The following is a 15,896-nucleotide window of genomic DNA, read 5'->3' as shown; positions in this document are numbered from 1 at the left end:
GCGCCGGATTGTATCTAAAAAACGCACGATCGTGCTTTTATTCGATGCGTGATATCGAATTCCAATATAATCTAGCCCACTAATTTACTTATCTCTTTTTCAAAGGCACACCTATGAAAGTCCTGGTACCTGTCAAGCGCGTCGTCGACTACAACGTGAAAGTGCGCGTCAAATCCGACGGCACTGGCGTAGATATCGCCAACGTCAAAATGTCGATGAACCCGTTCGATGAAATCGCACTGGAAGAAGCGACCCGCCTGAAAGAAGCCGGCAAAGTGACCGAAGTGGTTGCCGTGTCCGCTGGCGTGGCCCAGTGCCAGGAAACCCTGCGCACCGGCATGGCGATTGGCGCCGACCGCGGCATCCTGATCGAAACCGGCGTTGAGCTCGAGCCGCTGGCCGTGGCCAAGCTGCTGAAAGCGGTTGCCGACAAAGAGCAGCCGCAACTGATCATCCTGGGCAAGCAGGCGATCGACGACGACTCCAACCAGGTTGGCCAGATGCTGGCTGCGCTGCTGGGCTGGCCGCAAGCGACCTTCGCTTCCAAGGTTGAACTGGGCGACGGCAAAGTCACCGTGACCCGCGAAGTGGACGGCGGCCTGGAAACCGTGGCGCTGCAACTGCCAGCCATCGTGACCACCGACCTGCGCCTGAACGAGCCGCGCTACGTGACCCTGCCTAACATCATGAAGGCGAAGAAGAAGCCGCTGGATACCGTCAAGCCGGAAGAGTTGGGCGTCGACGTGACCCCGCGCCTGAAAACCCTGAAGGTGGCCGAGCCTGCCAAGCGTTCTGCTGGTATCAAAGTGCCTGACGTAGCGACCCTGGTGTCCAAGCTGCGCACCGAAGCTAAAGTCATCTAATTATTTGCTAAAACCGGAACAGCAGGTGTCTGACCCACCGGGTCAGACACCGGTCTGCCGGTTTTCACTCAAGGAAAAAAACATCATGGTCGCACTCGTCATCGCAGAACACGACAACGCATCCCTGAAGGGCAGCACCCTGCACACCGTTACCGCCGCCGCCAAGTGCGCAGGCGAAGTACACGTGCTGGTTGCTGGCTCGAACGCCGGCGCCGCAGCTGCTGCCGCCGCCAAGATCGCCGGCGTCACCAAAGTGCTGCACGCAGACGCAGCCCACTTCGCCGACGGCCTGGCGGAAAACATCTCCGAGCAGATCCTTGCGATCGCCGGCGGCTACACCCACATCCTGGCTCCGGCAACCGCCTACGGCAAGAACATCCTGCCGCGCGTTGCCGCCAAGCTGGATGTGGCGCAGATCTCTGAAATCACCAAGGTTGACGCGCCTGATACCTTCGAGCGCCCAATCTACGCCGGTAACGCGATCGCCTACGTGCAATCGTCGGACAAGGTGAAAGTGATCACCGTCCGTACCACTGGTTTCGACGCCGCCGCTGAAGGCGGTTCCGCTGCAGTGGAAACCGTGGCCGCAGCCGCTGACTTCGGCAAGTCCGCTTTCGTTGGCCGTGAAGTGGCCAAGTCCGACCGTCCAGAGCTGACCGCCGCCAAGATCATCGTTTCCGGTGGCCGCGGCATGGGCTCCGCCGACGCGTTCAAGGTCCTGGAACCGCTGGCCGACAAGCTGAACGCTGCCATGGGCGCTTCGCGTGCCGCAGTGGACGCGGGCTTCGTGCCGAACGACTGGCAGGTTGGCCAGACCGGCAAGATCGTCGCTCCATCCCTGTACATCGCCGTCGGTATCTCCGGCGCGATCCAGCACTTGGCCGGTATGAAGGATTCCAAGGTCATCGTCGCAGTGAACAAAGATCCAGAAGCGCCGATCTTCTCCGTTGCCGACTATGGCATCGTTGGCGACCTGTTCGAGATTGTTCCTCAACTGGTCAAGGAACTGGGTTAATTCAATAAATGTCCTGAAAAAGGACGGAGTACCGGGGCCACGCAAGTGGCCCTTTTACTACCTTGGAGAGGTGTCATGAGCTATCAAGCCCCAATGAAAGACATGCTGTTCGTGATGAACGAACTGGCGAACCTGGCAGGCGTGTCCGCGCTGCCGGGCTGTGAAGATGCAAACGCGGAAACCGCGGAAGCCGTACTGGAAGAAAACGCGAAGTTCGTGAGCGGCGTGATCGCCCCGCTGAACCACGCTGCCGACAAGGAGCCTAGCTTCTGGGCTGACGGCAAGGTCACCACCTCGAAAGGTTTCAAGGAAGCCTTCAAGCAGTTCGCAGAAGCCGGCTGGCAAGGCCTGCAGCACCCGACCGAATTCGGCGGTCAGGGCCTGCCGAAGCTGATCGGCACCCCATGCGTCGAAATGCTGCACGGTGCGAACCTGTCGTTCGCCCTGGTGGCGCTGCTGTCCGACGGCGCGATCGAAGCGCTGCTGACCGCCGGCTCCGACGAGCAGAAAGCGACCTACCTGGAACCGCTGGTAACCGGCAAGTGGACCGGCACCATGAACCTCACCGAGCCGCAAGCCGGCTCCGACCTGGCCGCCGTGCGCACCCGCGCCGTGCCGCAGGGCGATGGCAGCTATAAAGTATTCGGCACCAAGATCTTCATCACCTACGGTGAGCACGATATGGCCGAGAACATCGTCCACCTGGTGCTGGCGCGTACGCCGGATGCACCTGCGGGCGTGAAGGGCATCTCGCTGTTCATCGTACCGAAGTTCATGGTCAACGCCGACGGTTCGCTGGGCGAGCGCAACGACGCGCACTGCGTATCGATCGAGCACAAGCTGGGCATCAAGGCTTCCCCGACCGCCGTACTGCAATTCGGCGACAATGGTGGTGCAGTCGGCTACCTGGTCGGCGAAGAGAACCGTGGTCTGGAATATATGTTCATCATGATGAACGCGGCCCGTTTTGGTGTCGGCATGCAGGGCGTGGGCCTGGCGGAAAACGCGTATCAGCAGGCTGTGGCCTTTGCCAAGGACCGCGTGCAGTCGCGCGACCTGAACGGCTCTCCAGCCGGCGTGGCGATCATCAACCACCCGGACGTGCGCCGCATGCTGATGTCGATGCGCGCCCAGACCGAAGCGGCGCGCGCGCTGGCGTACGTGGCTGCCGGCATTCACGACGTGGCGCATCACCACGCCGACGCGGAAGTGCGCGCTTCGAACCAGGCCGTGTACGAATACCTGGTGCCGATCGTCAAGGGCTGGTCGACCGAAATGTCCGAGAACGTGACCCGCGATGGCGTGCAGGTGCACGGCGGCATGGGCTTCATCGAGGAAACCGGCGCGGCGCAGCACTATCGCGACGCCAAGATCCTGACCATCTATGAAGGCACTACCGCGATCCAGGCCAATGACCTGATCGGCCGCAAGACCGTGCGTGACGGCGGCGCGCTGGCCAAGTCGATCATTGCGCAGGTGCGCTCGACCGCGGTTGAACTGGGCAAGGTGAATTCGCCTGATTTCGCGGCAATGCGCAAGCACCTGGAGCAGGGCGCCGATGACCTGGAAGCGGTGGTGGACTTTGTGGTCAACCATGTCAAGTCCGATATCAAGGGCGTATTCTCCGGCTCCGTGCTGTACCTGAAGCTGGCCGGTATCGTGTTCGGCGGCTGGCAGATGGGCCGCGCCGCGCTGGTGGCGCAGTCCAAGCTGGCGGCAGGCGAGGGCGACGCATCCTTCTATCACGCCAAGATCGTGACCGCGCGCTTCTTTGCGGACCACATCCTGTCCGGTTCCACCGGCATGCGCACCGCCATTGTCGATGGCAGCGCGGGCGTGCTGGGCTTGAACGTCGAGCAGTTCTAAACCGGTAAAGCGGTGTCAGACCCGCGGGGTCTGACACCGATACGCGCCCGTCGCCTGCCGGGTGTCTGACCCTGTGGGTCGGACACCGGTTTGCCCGGTTTGTGAGTCAGAGCCCCTTCTTCGCCAGCTCGGCGATCTCGTAATCGCCGTCGTCAACCAGGCGCTCGCCGCCAGGCATCAAACCCATCCCCAATACCCGGCCCAGGGAAATCAGCAAGCTTTGTCCTGCCGCTTTGCGCACTGGCTCCAGCTTGTAGACCGGATCTGCAAAGGCCTCGGCCGGGGTAATGATCTTCCACCCCATTCCCTCGATCTCCGCCAGGACATCGTCCAGCCACATGGCGTTCAGCAGGTTGTGGTGCATGAGCAGGACTTGCGCGATATCGCGGCCTTGCAGCTGTTGCGACAGCTCGCGGTAGGCGAGTATGCGTTGCCGGATATGGGCCAGATAGGCCGTGCGGATTGCGCTGACGTCCGCATCGGGATTCTTCGTCAGTACCTCCTCCAGTTTTTCATTCAGGCGCCAGTCGCTGGTGTCGATGCTCACGTAGGCATTGCGGTAGCCTTGCTCTTGCAGGAACTTGCGCATGCCTTCGATTTTTTCCGGTGTGTTGCCTTCGCGGAGATAGGTGAAGCGCAGCCATTTCTGGTAGCCGGGCAGCGTGCTGATCAAGCGGTCGCAGTCCAGTACCTCTTTCGTGTAGGCCGCCAGGTCGACCTGGTTCAGGTCCGGGTGGGTCACGGTGTGGTTGCCGATTGAATGCCCGGCCTTGCTCCATGCCTGCAGCAAGGGAAAACCTTCGGGCGTGTTCGCGCCAAAGCCGGACGTAACGAATAGCGCTGCGTGAACGCGGTGTTTGGCCAACGCTTTCAGGATGGCCTGGTTTCGTTCGGGTGCCGTCATGCGCGGTGTGGTGCCGGCATTCGGGCCGTCATCGATGGTGATGGCAAGCGATTGCGCTGACGCTGCGCCGCAAGCGCCCAGTGCTGCGGTCAATGCGGATGCGGCGAGGAGGCTGCGCATCATGCGGCCCCCAATGCGTCGAGGATCGCCTGATAAACGCGAACTGGTTCCTCGGATATGCGGTTCAATACGTACAAGAAGTGCTCCTTTCCAAAAACTGCGTATTCGCGCGTCGCAAAGCCGGCGTCGCGCAGGTCGGCGATATTCTGTTCGCCCAACCCGATCAATGATTCGAATTCATATGCGCCCGCTGCAATATTTTCGGCGCGGATCATAGCGGCAAGTTCGTCCTGGATCGCGCGGTCGTGCGTGGCGATCGAACATTGACGGCCGCTGCGCAAGAGCTGTGCTGCATAGCGCCGGTAGGCTGATGCCAGCTCGGGGCTATTGCGGGGGAAGGCTATGTCCTGCGCTTCGAACATGGCGCCTTTGACGAGGCGGATGCGGCCGGGGATGCGCATCAATTCCGGCAGGTCGTCCGCTGTACGGTGCAGTTTGGCAGGCACGGTGATGCCGACGTTCGATAATCCATCCTGCTCGTGCAGTCGCCGGTATGTGTCGTAGATGCCGGATGTGCGGTCCGACGCTTCCATCGAGATCATCACTTCCTGCCCGATTTCGCGGGCAGCGCGTGCGATGCTGCGGGCGTTGCGGTAGCCCAGCTCTGGATCGATCAACGAACCCACATGCGACAGGTCGAAGGAAATGGAGCAGTCGAGGCGTTGTTCGCCGATCGCCTGTATCAGCTGCAGGAATACGCTAGTTTCGGCATTCGCGAAGCCTTCGTCGCGCACGCTTTCGCCCATATACTCGGCGGACGCACGATGGCCGTTCTGGTTGATCATGGCGGCGCGCACGACCACGTCGGCCACGTTGCTGCCGGCGACGTAGCGCTGCGATACGCGCTCCATGAATGGCCGTAGCATCGGGTCTTGCAGGAAGCGGGACTTGGCTTCTTCGTTGATGGCCAGTTCGCGCAGGGCGCTGGCGGCGCGATCGACCAGCGGTTGCCACTGCGGCGGGAAGTGGGGCGTGGCATCGTCTTTCACGGTATCTCCTTGCTGGATTGAATATTGCATAATAGCTAAAATTTCAATGTGGAGCCGACCGTGGATGCTTCAACTTACCAAAGCAGGCCCTTGCTCGATCCGGAGCTATGGGTGGCGTCGGTCGGGCCGAATCGGGTGAAGGTATTTGCGATTTACCGGGAGGCGACGCGGATTTCCGCCGTGGAGGCGAAACGGATGAGGCTGGCGGGGGACTTCAAGTGGCGCAGGGATGGCCGGTGTCGTTCAGGAGCTGGCAGGAAGCGCTCGTCGAGGCTGGCGCCCAGGTGGAAACTCGCTTTCCCTGAGCGCGCTCTGCGGTTGCAGCGTGTGCCGCAACCGCAGACTAAAATCAGATGCGGTTCAGGCCGCCGTTCTCGCGGCGAACGTGGTCGCCATTGCGCAGGTTAGGATCGTTCTTCAGCACGACGGTGCCGGTATTGCCGGTTTCGTAGCGAACGGTCACGTGCCATTCTTTGACCTTGTTCATTTTGCCTTCGATCTTCTTGCCGGCGTATGCGCCGCCAGCAGCGCCAGCAACGGTGGCCAGGGTTTTACCGGTGCCGCCGCCAACCTGGTGGCCCAGCAGTGCGCCTGCTACGCCGCCGGCAACCATGCCTGCCGCGCCGCCTTCGCCGTCTTTCTCAATGACTTTCACCGCAGTCACGGTGCCGCATTCGGTGCAAACGGCGCGCTTTGGTTGTGCGTAAGCGCCGGTAACCGTTACGGCCAGGATGGCTGGCATGAGGAATTTAATTAGTTTCATATGGGATCTCCAAAAACGGTTGTGGTGAGTGGAAGTATAGGTCAAATGTTTCCGATTGGAATGCTTAATTGTGACAAGACGTTGCTACGGACCAGCTCGTGGCAAGCAAAGAGCCTGACCCCAAGGTTGCCACGGGGTCAGCCGTAGATGCCGCCGGTGTAGAGTAGGTCGAAGAGGCGGGCGATGGCGGCGATCAAGCCGAAGGCGCCGAACATCAGGGCGCCTACCAGGACGAAGGCCAGTGGCCAGCGCGAGACCGTTTGCTTGCCGGTGCCGGGGTTGAAGGCGGCATCCCATTTCTCGTCGGGCATCAGGCCCAGGACCAGGGCCTCGAGCAGGCCGATCAGGATCGACAGGAGCAGCGGCAACAGCAGGAAGTAGGGATCGGCTTTGGGCCAGACTGCAAACACGGCGGCGACTCCGAGCAGGCTGACGGTATGCAGCCAGCCCCATTTGTCGCCCAGGCCGCGCAGGTAAAAACGGTGCAGGCCGATGCCGCCCGCGAGGGCGGCGAGCAGGGCGGCGAATGTTTTGTTCTTGTGTAAAACAGACATGATTGCTGCCGATAAGTCCGAAAAACCGGCAGTATCGCACAACAAAGCTGTTGCCGCCGAGCCCGGAACGGGGGATAATCCCGGATTGTCCAATTCCCCACCAATTTGATTAATCTTGCCGGTTGGAGTTAAAGCGCGCTATAATTTGCGGCTTTTTCCGACTCAGCACACTTTTTTGGAATTATTATGGTCGTTATTCGTTTAGCTCGTGGTGGCGCCAAGAAGCGTCCTTTCTACAACATCGTTGCAACCGATTCCCGTAATCGTCGCGATGGCCGTTTCGTAGAACGTATCGGCTTCTTCAACCCAATGGCTACCGGCCAAGCAGAAACCTTCCGCGTTGCTGCTGACCGTCTGGCTTACTGGCAAGGCGTTGGCGCACAGCTGTCCCCAGCTGTTGCCAAGCTGGTTGCAACCCAGAAAGCAGCTTAATTTAAGCTTTGAGCAGCAAGACCGCATCTGGGGCGCAAGCCCCGGCTGACCTGGTTCAGGTTGGCTTTGTTTTCGGTGCCTATGGCATCACTGGCGGGGTCCGTGTCCGGCCCTTTTCCTCTGAAGCAGATGCGCTGCTGCATGCCACCACCTGGTGGCTCGACAAGCCAAGCCTGCGTGACGTAGAAGTCAAGCGGGCTAAGCTGCATGGTGGCGACGTCGTCACCACTATCGTCGGGATGACGGACCGGAACGAGGCGGAGGCGCTGAAAGGCGCGGCGGTCTTCGTGTCGCGTGCCGACTTCCCGCAGCTGGAAGAGGATGAATTCTACTGGGGCGACTTGCTCGGCCTGGCAGTTGAGAATCAACAGGGCGAAAGCCTTGGCACAGTCGCAGACATGATGAGCAATGGACCACAGTCCATCCTGCGCGTCGAGTATGAGGCTGATGGAAAGGCGCAAGAGCGCCTGATCCCGTTTGTAAGCCAGTTTGTTATCAAGGTGGACAAGGACGCGAAGCTGATCATCGTGGACTGGGGCCTGGATTACTAATCCGGAACCGCACAATGCAATTCGACGTTATTACCCTGTTCCCTGAGATGTTCGCTGCGTTGACGCAGTCCGGCGTGACCCGCCGTGCGTTCGAGCAGAAGCGCTGGGGCCTGTCGTTGTGGAATCCGCGCGATTTCACCACCGACAATCACCGCACCGTGGATGACCGTCCCTACGGCGGCGGCCCGGGCATGGTGATGCTGGCCAAGCCGCTGGAAGAGACGATCCAGGCCGCGAAACAGCGCCAGGTCGTGTCCGGCCTGCCGGCGCCGCGCGTGGTGTATATGTCGCCGCAAGGCAAGCAGTTGACGCACGAACGCGTGATGCAGCTGAAGCAGGAACCCGGTCTGGTGATCCTGTGCGGCCGGTATGAGGCGGTGGACCAGCGTTTGCTGGACCGTTGCGTGGACGAAGAAATCAGCCTCGGCGATTTCGTGCTGTCCGGCGGTGAGTTGCCCGCCATGGCCCTGATGGATGCCGTGGTGCGCCAGCTGCCCGGCGTGCTGAACACCGATGCTTCCGCGGTCGAGGACAGTTTCGTCAACGGCTTGCTGGATTCGCCGCACTTTACGCGGCCCGAGAATTACGAAGGCGTGAGCGTGCCCCCGGTCCTGCTGGGCGGTAACCATGCCGAGATCGAGAAGTGGCGCCGCGAGCGCATGCTGGAAGCGACGGCGCGCAAGCGGCCCGACCTGCTGGCGAAGGCCCGCGCGGCAGGACTGCTCTCGAAGAAGGACGAAAAGTTTTTGGCGGGTTTGTAAACCCGTTGTCGTACCGTGGCGGGCATGTTGCCTGCCGTGTTTAACCCCATCCTCTACCGGGCATCCTTGAGCGCGCCGGCAAGATGGTCATAGGAGTCATGAAATGAACCTGATCCAGCAACTGGAACAAGAAGAAATCGCTCGCCTGGGCAAGAACATCCCTGAGTTCGCCCCTGGCGACACCGTGGTCGTTAACGTGAACGTAGTCGAAGGCACCCGCAAGCGCGCCCAGGCTTACGAAGGCGTTGTGATCGCTCGTCGTAACCGCGGCCTGAACTCGAACTTCATCGTTCGTAAGATCTCGTCCGGCGAAGGCGTTGAGCGTACTTTCCAGCTGTACTCCCCACTGATCGCTTCGATCGAAGTGAAGCGTCGTGGTGACGTGCGCCGCGCTAAGCTGTACTACCTGCGTGAGCGTTCGGGCAAGTCCGCACGTATCAAGGAAAAGCTGCCAAACCGCAAGGTTGCAGCTACCGCGTAATCCATACCCCGGTATTGGATTCGGAAAGGACGCCTTCGGGCGTCCTTTTTTATTTGACGACTTGCCGCGGCGTTTGCGCAGCGGGAACGCGACCCACGTGTCTGCAGTCCAGTTGGTACAATGCCGGGTATGCCAAAAACTCCTTTCGACCCAAGCCAGTTGCCGATTGAAGCGATTGCCGGCGAGGCGGCCGTGCTGCTTGAACGCCTTGCGCCGGACTGGTTGCGCCAGCGCTTTGCCGAACCGCCGGAATGGACGCCTGAACCGTCCGATGCGTCACTCGGATTGCATCGGGGTGAGCCGACCCCGGCCTCCGTGCTGGTGCCGCTGGTGCTGCGCGAGGACGGCGTCTACCTGCTGCTGACAATGCGCACCGCGCATTTGAACGACCACGCAGGCCAGGTGGCCTTCCCCGGCGGCCGCGCCGAGCCGACCGATGCCGATGCCATCGACACGGCCCTGCGCGAAACGGAGGAGGAGATTGGCCTCGATCGGCGCTACGTCGACGTGATCGGTACGCTGCCCTTGTATTACACCGGCACCGGCTATGCCGTGACGCCGGTGGTCGGCCTGGTCACGCCGCCATTCGCGTTGAAGGCCGACCCGTTCGAGGTGGCGGAGATCTTCGAGGTGCCCTTCCATTTCCTGATGGATGGCGCCAATCACCAGCGCCGGGCGGCTGAGTTGCCGAACGGGCGCCGCACTTTTTATGCAATGCCATACCAGAACTATTTTATCTGGGGTGCAACGGCTGGCATGCTGCGCAACCTGTTTCATTTCTTGCGCGCATAAGCTATCGTAGCGGGCATTGCGGTACTGCTAATCAAAGGATTTAGATGACTTTTCTTTCCATTCTCGTGGCCTTGCTGTTCGAACAGCTGAAGCCCCTGCGAGCGGACAACCCGATCTGGGCGGAAATCAAGAGCCTGGCCGTGCGCATGGAACAGTGGTTCAACGCCGGGCACGCGAGCCATGGCCGTATGGGCTGGTTCCTGCTGATCGGTGCGCTGACCCTGCCGGTTGGCCTGGTGTCCTGGCTGCTGCAGCGCTATAACCTGTCGCTGGCCCACTTTGCCTGGAATGTGCTGATCATTTATCTCACGCTGGGCTTCCGTCACTACAGCCATTACTTCACGTCGATCCAGCTGGCGTTGAATGCCGGCGACGAAAACCAGGCCCGCACGCTGCTGGCCGAGTGGTGCAAGATCGACACCGTCGGCATGGAGGTCAATGAGATCTCCCGCATCGCCGTGGAGAAGGCGCTGGTCACGACCCACCGGAATGTCTTCGGCGTGTTTTTCTGGTTCCTCATGCCGCTGGGACCCTGCGGCGCCATCTTGTACCGCGTCTCCGAATACCTTGCGCGCGCCTGGAATGAACCGGAGCATATGCGCCAGGAGGCCTTTGGCGTGTTCGCCAGCAAGGCCTTTTACTGGATCGACTGGATTCCGGCCCGCCTGACGGCGGTGGCCTTCGCCGTGGTCGGCAATTTTGAGGATGCAATCTACGCATGGCGCAATTTCGCCCACCGCTGGAAGGATGAGGCAATCGGCATCATCCTGTCGGCCGGCGGCGGCGCCATGGGCGTGCGTCTTGGCACGCCGAATGAAAACGCGGCCAAGATCATTCCTTCGGATGCGGCGACGGTCGACATCAGCGATATGGAAGTGGACCAGTTGCCGGGCGATGAGCCGGGCGTGCGCGCCCTGCAAAGCACGGTTGGCCTGGTCTGGCGGGCGTTGTTGCTGTGGATGATGTTGCTGTTGCTGCTGTCCGGCGCCGTCTGGCTCGGCTAAAATGACCTGAACCGTAACCCCGTTCAAGTCTTCTATAAGATATAATACCGGGGTTCCTTACAGCAATCGGGTTTCAGGTATATGGCCAGCGAGTTCTTCATTCTTGGGCTGACGACCGACGGCAAACAATTCCGCCCCAGCGACTGGGCGGAACGACTGGCCGGTGTGTTGGCGTGCTTTCGCCCGGAAGGCTCTGGTGGCCGTCATGCCCACCTGCAGTTCTCTCCCTACGTTACTCCCACCGTCGTAAACGGCATCAAAGCGGTCGTCGTCAACGAAGGCCTGCGCGAAATCCAGCCGATGGCTTATAACTTCGTCAAGGAATTCGCCAAGGATAACAAGCTGCAGGTCGTCGAAGCGTGCCTGCTACCTGACGAAAAAGCCTAAGTATCGTAGGATAGGGTTTTGCCAACAAGAGCAGAACCTTATGCAAATCCGCCTTGTCGCAGCCCTGCTGCTGACCACCAGTTTCCTCCCTCCTGCGTTCGCGCAAACCCTGCCTGCCGGCGTCGCCAAAGGGCCTTCCGTCGAAGGCATTACCGAATACCGCCTGCCCAACGGGCTTAAAGTCCTGCTGTTCCCCGATGCTTCGAAACCGACGGTGACCGTGAATGTCACCTATCTGGTCGGTTCGCGCCACGAAAACTACGGCGAGACGGGCATGGCGCACTTGCTGGAGCACCTGATGTTCAAGGGCGCGCCTAAGCATCGCAATATTCCGCAGCAGTTCTCTGAGCGGGGCATGGAGTTCAACGGCACCACGTCGATGGACCGCACCAACTACTACGAGGTATTCCAGGCCAGCCCGGAAAACCTGAAGTGGGCGCTGGATATGGAAGCCGAGCGCATGACCAGGTCCTTCATTGCGAAGAAAGACCTCGATTCCGAGATGACCGTAGTACGCAACGAGTACGAGAGCGGTGAGAACAACCCTTTCGACGTGCTGTACAAGCGCATGGAAAGCATCGCCTATGATTGGCACAGCTACGGCCGTTCCACCATCGGTAACCGCAGCGATATCGAGAATGTGAAGATCGAGAACCTGCAGGCCTTCTATCACACGTACTACCAGCCGGATAACGCCGTGCTGCTGGTGGCGGGCAAGTTCGATCCTGCGCAAACGCTGGCCTGGATCAGCAAGACCTTCGGCGCCATTCCGAAGCCGAAGCGCAAGCTGCCGCAGTTCTGGACCGTGGAGCCAACCCAGGACGGGGAGCGCCAGTATGCGGTGCGGCGCAAGGGCGATGTGCAGATCGTCCTGGTGGGGTACAAGATTCCATCGGGCTTGCATAACGATGCCGATCCGCTGGCTTTCACGGGCCAGGTGCTGGGTGATACGCCGAATGGCCGCCTGCACAAGCAGTTGGTTGAAACCGGCAAGGCGGCGCAGGTGTTTTCCATGAGCGAGCCGGGATTTGCGCCGAGCCTGCAGGTATTTGGCGCCGTCGTGAAGATGGGGCAGCCGGTGGAGCCGGTGCGCGATGAACTGATCGCCGCGGTGGAGGGCTTTGCCCGCTCCGCGCCGACCGAGGAGGAAATGGAGCGCACGCGCCGCGAATACAGCAATTCGATCGAAAAGGCATTGAACAATCCGCAGCAGGTGGGTGTGGCGCTGAGCGAGCATATCGCGCTGGGCGACTGGCGTTTGCTGTTCCAGGGGCGCGATGGCCTGGCTGCGATCACGTCTGCGCAAGTGGCGGAAGCTGCCGGACGCTATCTGAAACGCGATAACCGCACGGTCGGCATCTTCATTCCCGACGATGCGCCGCAGCGCGCCGAGATCGGGGCGGCGCCGACGGCGGCGGAACTGCTGAAGGATTACAAGGGCAAGGCCAGCGCGCTTACGTCGGAGAATTTCGATCCGAGCCAGGACAACATCATGGCGCGCACCGAATTGAAAGAGCTCGGCGGCCTGAAACTTGCACTGCTGCCGAAGAAGAATCGCGGCGAGACGGTGGCGGTGGATATGCGCCTGCATTGGGGCGATGAGAAGAACCAGTTTGGTAAGCAGATGCTGTCGGCGGCTGCGGACCAGATGCTGGCGCGCGGCACCAGCAAGTACTCGCGCGCGCAGCTGGCCGACGCGATGTCGAAGCTCAAGATGTCCGGCTCGCTGTATCACTTCGAGACGACGCGCGAGCATCTTGGCGCTGCGCTGCGCCTGGTGGCCCACGTGCTGAAGGATGCAAGCTTCCCGGAGGCGGAATTCGAGCAGATGCGCCAGCAGTGGCTGGTTGCCATCGAAGCCTCGCGCAACGATCCGCAGGCAATGGCGGGCCGCGCGCTGGCCGAGTACTTCGACCACTGGCCCAAGGGTGACCCGCGCAGCGTGATGACGCTCGATGAGCAGGTTGCCGCGGTCAAGGCGATGAAACTGGCCGATGTAAAGGCCTACCATGACGATTTCTATGGCGCCTCGCATGGCGAGCTGTCCGTGGTGGGGGACTTCGACAAGGATGACTTGCTCAAGGTGGTGGGCGAGGAACTGGCGGGCTGGCACAGCAAGTCTGCTTACGCGCCGATCCTGGATAAGCATGCGGAAAAGGCGGCTACGCGCGTGACCCTGGATGCGCAGGACAAGGAAAACGGCATGTTCGCGGCGCGGATCGCGATCCCGCTGCGCACGGACGATGCGGATTATGCCGCGCTCGAAGTGGCGAACTTCATTTTCGGCAGCGGTGGCTTGAAATCGCGCCTGATGGACCGCATCCGCCAGAAGGACGGCCTGTCCTACGGCGGCGGTTCCTCGCTCGATGCAGGTGACCGCGACGATGCCGGTGGCTTCACTGTGGAAGCGATCGCCGCCCCGCAGAATATGGCCAAGCTGGAAGCTGCCATCCGCCAGGAGCTCGAGCGCGCCGTGAAAAACGGCTTTACCGCAGCCGAAGTCGCCGGTGCAAAGTCGGGCCTGATGCAGCAGCGCGTGCAGAACCGCTCGAAGGATGATGTGATGGCCGGCGCCTGGTCGCATTTCCGCTATCTGGATCGGACCTTCATGTGGAGCAAAGAGTATGAGGTGAAGCTGAAGGCGCTGACGGCGGAGCAGGTGAGCGCCGCCTTCCGCAAGCACATTGATCCGGCCAAGCTGGCAGTGGTGATTGCCAGTGACGCGTCGAAGGCGAAACGCTGATGCGCGGGCTGGCATTTGTGTTGTGCGCCGTCCTCGCCGGTAGCGCCCATGCCGGACCGGCAAGCTGGCCCTTGTCGTATGACGGGCAGTCCACGAACCGGTTTATTTGGGATAGGCGCGCCAAGGACCTTGTCAGGGCGAGCGTGCCCGCCGCGCTTGCGAAAGATGTGCTGGATGGATTGGGCGGGCCGCCGGACCCGTTCCTGGTGAACGCCGGCCGTTATGCGGTGGCCTCGGCGTGCGTATCCCATGCGTGCCCGGTGAAGGGGCTGTTCTGGTATGACACGCAGTCCGGGACCGGCGTCGGTGCCAGCTATGACGATGGCGAATTGCGCCTCGGATCCAAAGGCACTGCCGCATCCGCATTCCCCGCCCCTGCGCAAGGGGCGGTGCGCGGCTGGCTGACGGAACAGGGCCTGAAGCTGGTCTCCGTGACATTCATCGGGGCCGATGGCAAGGCCGTTTCCATGCCAGTCGACCCGTTCGCGCCGCCCCCGCGCTTCCAGCCGCCGGAAGGCGGCCCTTCGTTTGACTGCGCGAAGGCGAGCACCAAGGTGGAACACGCCATTTGCACGACGCCCGTCGTGGCAAAACGCGACCTGGAAATGGCCCTGCTGGTGCGGGAAATGAAGCTGGGGTACGACACGCTGGATTCCCGCAAGAAGCTGCTGGTGTTCCAGCGCGCCTGGCTCAAGCAGCGCGACGCGGAATGCTCGCCGGCGAGCGATATCGGTTCCTGCCTCGTTGGGCAGTACGCAGCGCAGCAGCAACGCCTGATGCATTGGCTGCCCCGCTAGGCTTGCTCAAGGTGTACTGAGTTCCGCCACGAAGTCGTACATATCGCCGCGGAAAATGGAGCGGCAAAATTCGACGGCGCGGCCGTCGCGCAGGAAGCCGAGGCGTTCGACGGCCAGGCCGGCGTCGCCTTCCTTGGCCTGCAGCAGCTTGGCCTGTTCGCCCGTCAGCAGCAGGGCGGACAGGCGCTGCAGCGCGCGTACCGGGCGGTGGCCGGCCGCCTCCAGTGCCTCGTACATCGAAACGTCCACCGCCTCCAGCGAGGGTAAGGCATCGGCCACGATGGTGGCGTACTCCACGCACATTGGAATCTCGTCCGCGTAGCGGATGCGGTGATAGCGGTACACCGGCGCGCCGGGGCTGAGGCGCAGCCGCAAAGCCTCTTCCGGCGTCACTGTGCCTTCGGCCTTCTTCAGCCACACGCTGCGCGGTGTGCGTCCGCGCGAGCGCATGTCCTCCGAAAAGGAGGTCAGCTTGGCGAAATTCTTTTCAATACGGGTGTTGATGAAATTGCCGGAGCCAGGCCGGCGCACCAGCAGTCCCTCTTCCACCAAGCCGTCGATCGCCTTGCGCACCGTGATGCGGGAGATGCCCAGGTCGGCCGCCAGCACACGTTCCGCAGGCAGCGCTTCGTCGGGGCCAAACACATGGAGGTTGATCGCTTCCCGCAAGGCACGCTGCAGCAACTGGTACAGCGGTTGGCTACTGGTCTGCACCAGGTCTTGCATGATCTGCGCGAGCGATGCCATTTAGTCTCCTTTTGTTTGCGGCTGATAATACCAAAAAAAGACCGTGCGGCCAGCGGTATGCACCCGCGCCTGTCCTGGCTCCCCAGTAGGAAAGCGTCAACTACGGGGCTTTCCCGCTGAAGTGGTA

At 61.3% G+C, this 15,896-nt stretch carries 17 protein-coding genes; 12 read left to right on the top strand and 5 right to left on the bottom strand.

Translation table 11 applies throughout. The features are described 5' to 3' along the window. The first annotated feature begins 113 nt into the window (after positions 1-113). The 3 genes from H597_RS0101610 (at position 114) to H597_RS0101600 (ending at position 3,744) form a co-directional block, all read left to right on the top strand. The gene (locus H597_RS0101610; RefSeq protein ID WP_028100586.1) at positions 114-863 is read left to right on the top strand and encodes an electron transfer flavoprotein subunit beta/FixA family protein; all 750 of its coding nucleotides are present in this window, start codon (positions 114-116) and stop codon (positions 861-863) included. An 85-nt stretch (positions 864-948) separates the two neighbouring features. After that, positions 949-1,878 carry an electron transfer flavoprotein subunit alpha/FixB family protein gene (locus tag H597_RS0101605; protein WP_028100585.1) on the top strand — a complete coding sequence of 310 codons (930 nt, stop codon included), beginning with the start codon at positions 949-951 and terminating at the stop codon, positions 1,876-1,878. Positions 1,879-1,953: 75 nt separating this feature from the next. Next, positions 1,954-3,744: an acyl-CoA dehydrogenase gene (locus tag H597_RS0101600; protein ID WP_028100584.1), complete on the top strand. Its 1,791-nt coding sequence runs from the start codon at positions 1,954-1,956 to the stop codon at positions 3,742-3,744. A 106-nt stretch (positions 3,745-3,850) separates the two neighbouring features. On the opposite strand, the gene H597_RS0101595 is transcribed toward H597_RS0101600, so the two are convergent. The 4 genes from H597_RS0101595 to H597_RS0101580 form a co-directional block, all read right to left on the bottom strand. Beyond that, positions 3,851-4,771, bottom strand: coding sequence for a polysaccharide deacetylase family protein (locus H597_RS0101595; protein WP_229632066.1), 921 nt, complete (start codon positions 4,769-4,771; stop codon positions 3,851-3,853). After that, positions 4,768-5,757 (bottom strand): proline dehydrogenase family protein, encoded by a 990-nt coding sequence (locus H597_RS0101590; RefSeq protein ID WP_229632065.1) that lies wholly within the window; start codon positions 5,755-5,757, stop codon positions 4,768-4,770. Before H597_RS0101590 ends, H597_RS0101595 begins: the two co-directional genes overlap by 4 nt. A 349-nt stretch (positions 5,758-6,106) precedes the next feature. Beyond that, positions 6,107-6,520, bottom strand: coding sequence for an outer membrane lipoprotein (locus H597_RS29335; RefSeq protein WP_083940896.1), 414 nt, complete (start codon positions 6,518-6,520; stop codon positions 6,107-6,109). A gap of 137 nt (positions 6,521-6,657) precedes the next feature. Next, a complete protein-coding gene (locus H597_RS0101580; RefSeq protein WP_028100581.1) occupies positions 6,658-7,074 on the bottom strand; it encodes an NINE protein in 417 nt (138 codons plus the stop codon). Between the two features lie 186 nt (positions 7,075-7,260). Between H597_RS0101580 and rpsP the strand changes: the two genes are divergently transcribed. From rpsP to H597_RS0101540, 9 genes are all read left to right on the top strand, one after another. Beyond that, a complete protein-coding gene (gene rpsP, locus H597_RS33760; RefSeq protein ID WP_055936763.1) occupies positions 7,261-7,506 on the top strand; it encodes a 30S ribosomal protein S16 in 246 nt (81 codons plus the stop codon). An 8-nt stretch (positions 7,507-7,514) separates the two neighbouring features. Beyond that, positions 7,515-8,057: a ribosome maturation factor RimM gene (gene rimM, locus H597_RS0101575; RefSeq protein ID WP_028100580.1), complete on the top strand. Its 543-nt coding sequence runs from the start codon at positions 7,515-7,517 to the stop codon at positions 8,055-8,057. A 14-nt stretch (positions 8,058-8,071) separates the two neighbouring features. Further along, positions 8,072-8,818 (top strand): tRNA (guanosine(37)-N1)-methyltransferase TrmD, encoded by a 747-nt coding sequence (gene trmD / locus H597_RS0101570; RefSeq protein WP_028100579.1) that lies wholly within the window; start codon positions 8,072-8,074, stop codon positions 8,816-8,818. A 103-nt stretch (positions 8,819-8,921) separates the two neighbouring features. Beyond that, complete coding sequence (rplS, locus tag H597_RS0101565) at positions 8,922-9,299, top strand: 50S ribosomal protein L19 (protein WP_028100578.1); 378 nt, start codon at positions 8,922-8,924, stop codon at positions 9,297-9,299. A gap of 129 nt (positions 9,300-9,428) precedes the next feature. Further along, complete coding sequence (locus H597_RS0101560) at positions 9,429-10,091, top strand: CoA pyrophosphatase (protein ID WP_028100577.1); 663 nt, start codon at positions 9,429-9,431, stop codon at positions 10,089-10,091. Between the two features lie 44 nt (positions 10,092-10,135). Next, a complete protein-coding gene (locus H597_RS0101555; RefSeq protein WP_028100576.1) occupies positions 10,136-11,095 on the top strand; it encodes a CobD/CbiB family protein in 960 nt (319 codons plus the stop codon). 81 nt (positions 11,096-11,176) lie between these two features. Continuing rightward, a complete protein-coding gene (locus tag H597_RS0101550) occupies positions 11,177-11,482 on the top strand; it encodes a DUF3579 domain-containing protein (protein WP_028100575.1) in 306 nt (101 codons plus the stop codon). Between the two features lie 40 nt (positions 11,483-11,522). Beyond that, entirely contained in the window at positions 11,523-14,225 is a 2,703-nt protein-coding gene (locus tag H597_RS0101545) for a M16 family metallopeptidase (protein ID WP_028100574.1), read from the top strand. 143 nt (positions 14,226-14,368) lie between these two features. Further along, a complete protein-coding gene (locus H597_RS0101540; protein ID WP_161630560.1) occupies positions 14,369-15,022 on the top strand; it encodes a lysozyme inhibitor LprI family protein in 654 nt (217 codons plus the stop codon). Positions 15,023-15,028: 6 nt separating this feature from the next. Here the strand turns inward: H597_RS0101540 and H597_RS0101535 are convergent, their stop codons facing one another. Continuing rightward, positions 15,029-15,769 carry a GntR family transcriptional regulator gene (locus tag H597_RS0101535; protein ID WP_028100572.1) on the bottom strand — a complete coding sequence of 247 codons (741 nt, stop codon included), beginning with the start codon at positions 15,767-15,769 and terminating at the stop codon, positions 15,029-15,031. Positions 15,770-15,896: the final 127 nt, after the last annotated feature.

It is taken from the genome of Pseudoduganella violaceinigra DSM 15887, assembly GCF_000425385.1.
Classification (GTDB): domain Bacteria; phylum Pseudomonadota; class Gammaproteobacteria; order Burkholderiales; family Burkholderiaceae_D; genus Rugamonas; species Rugamonas violaceinigra.
The sequence above is the reverse complement of the archived record's forward strand: the minus strand, read 5'-3'. Positions and strand labels throughout refer to the sequence as shown.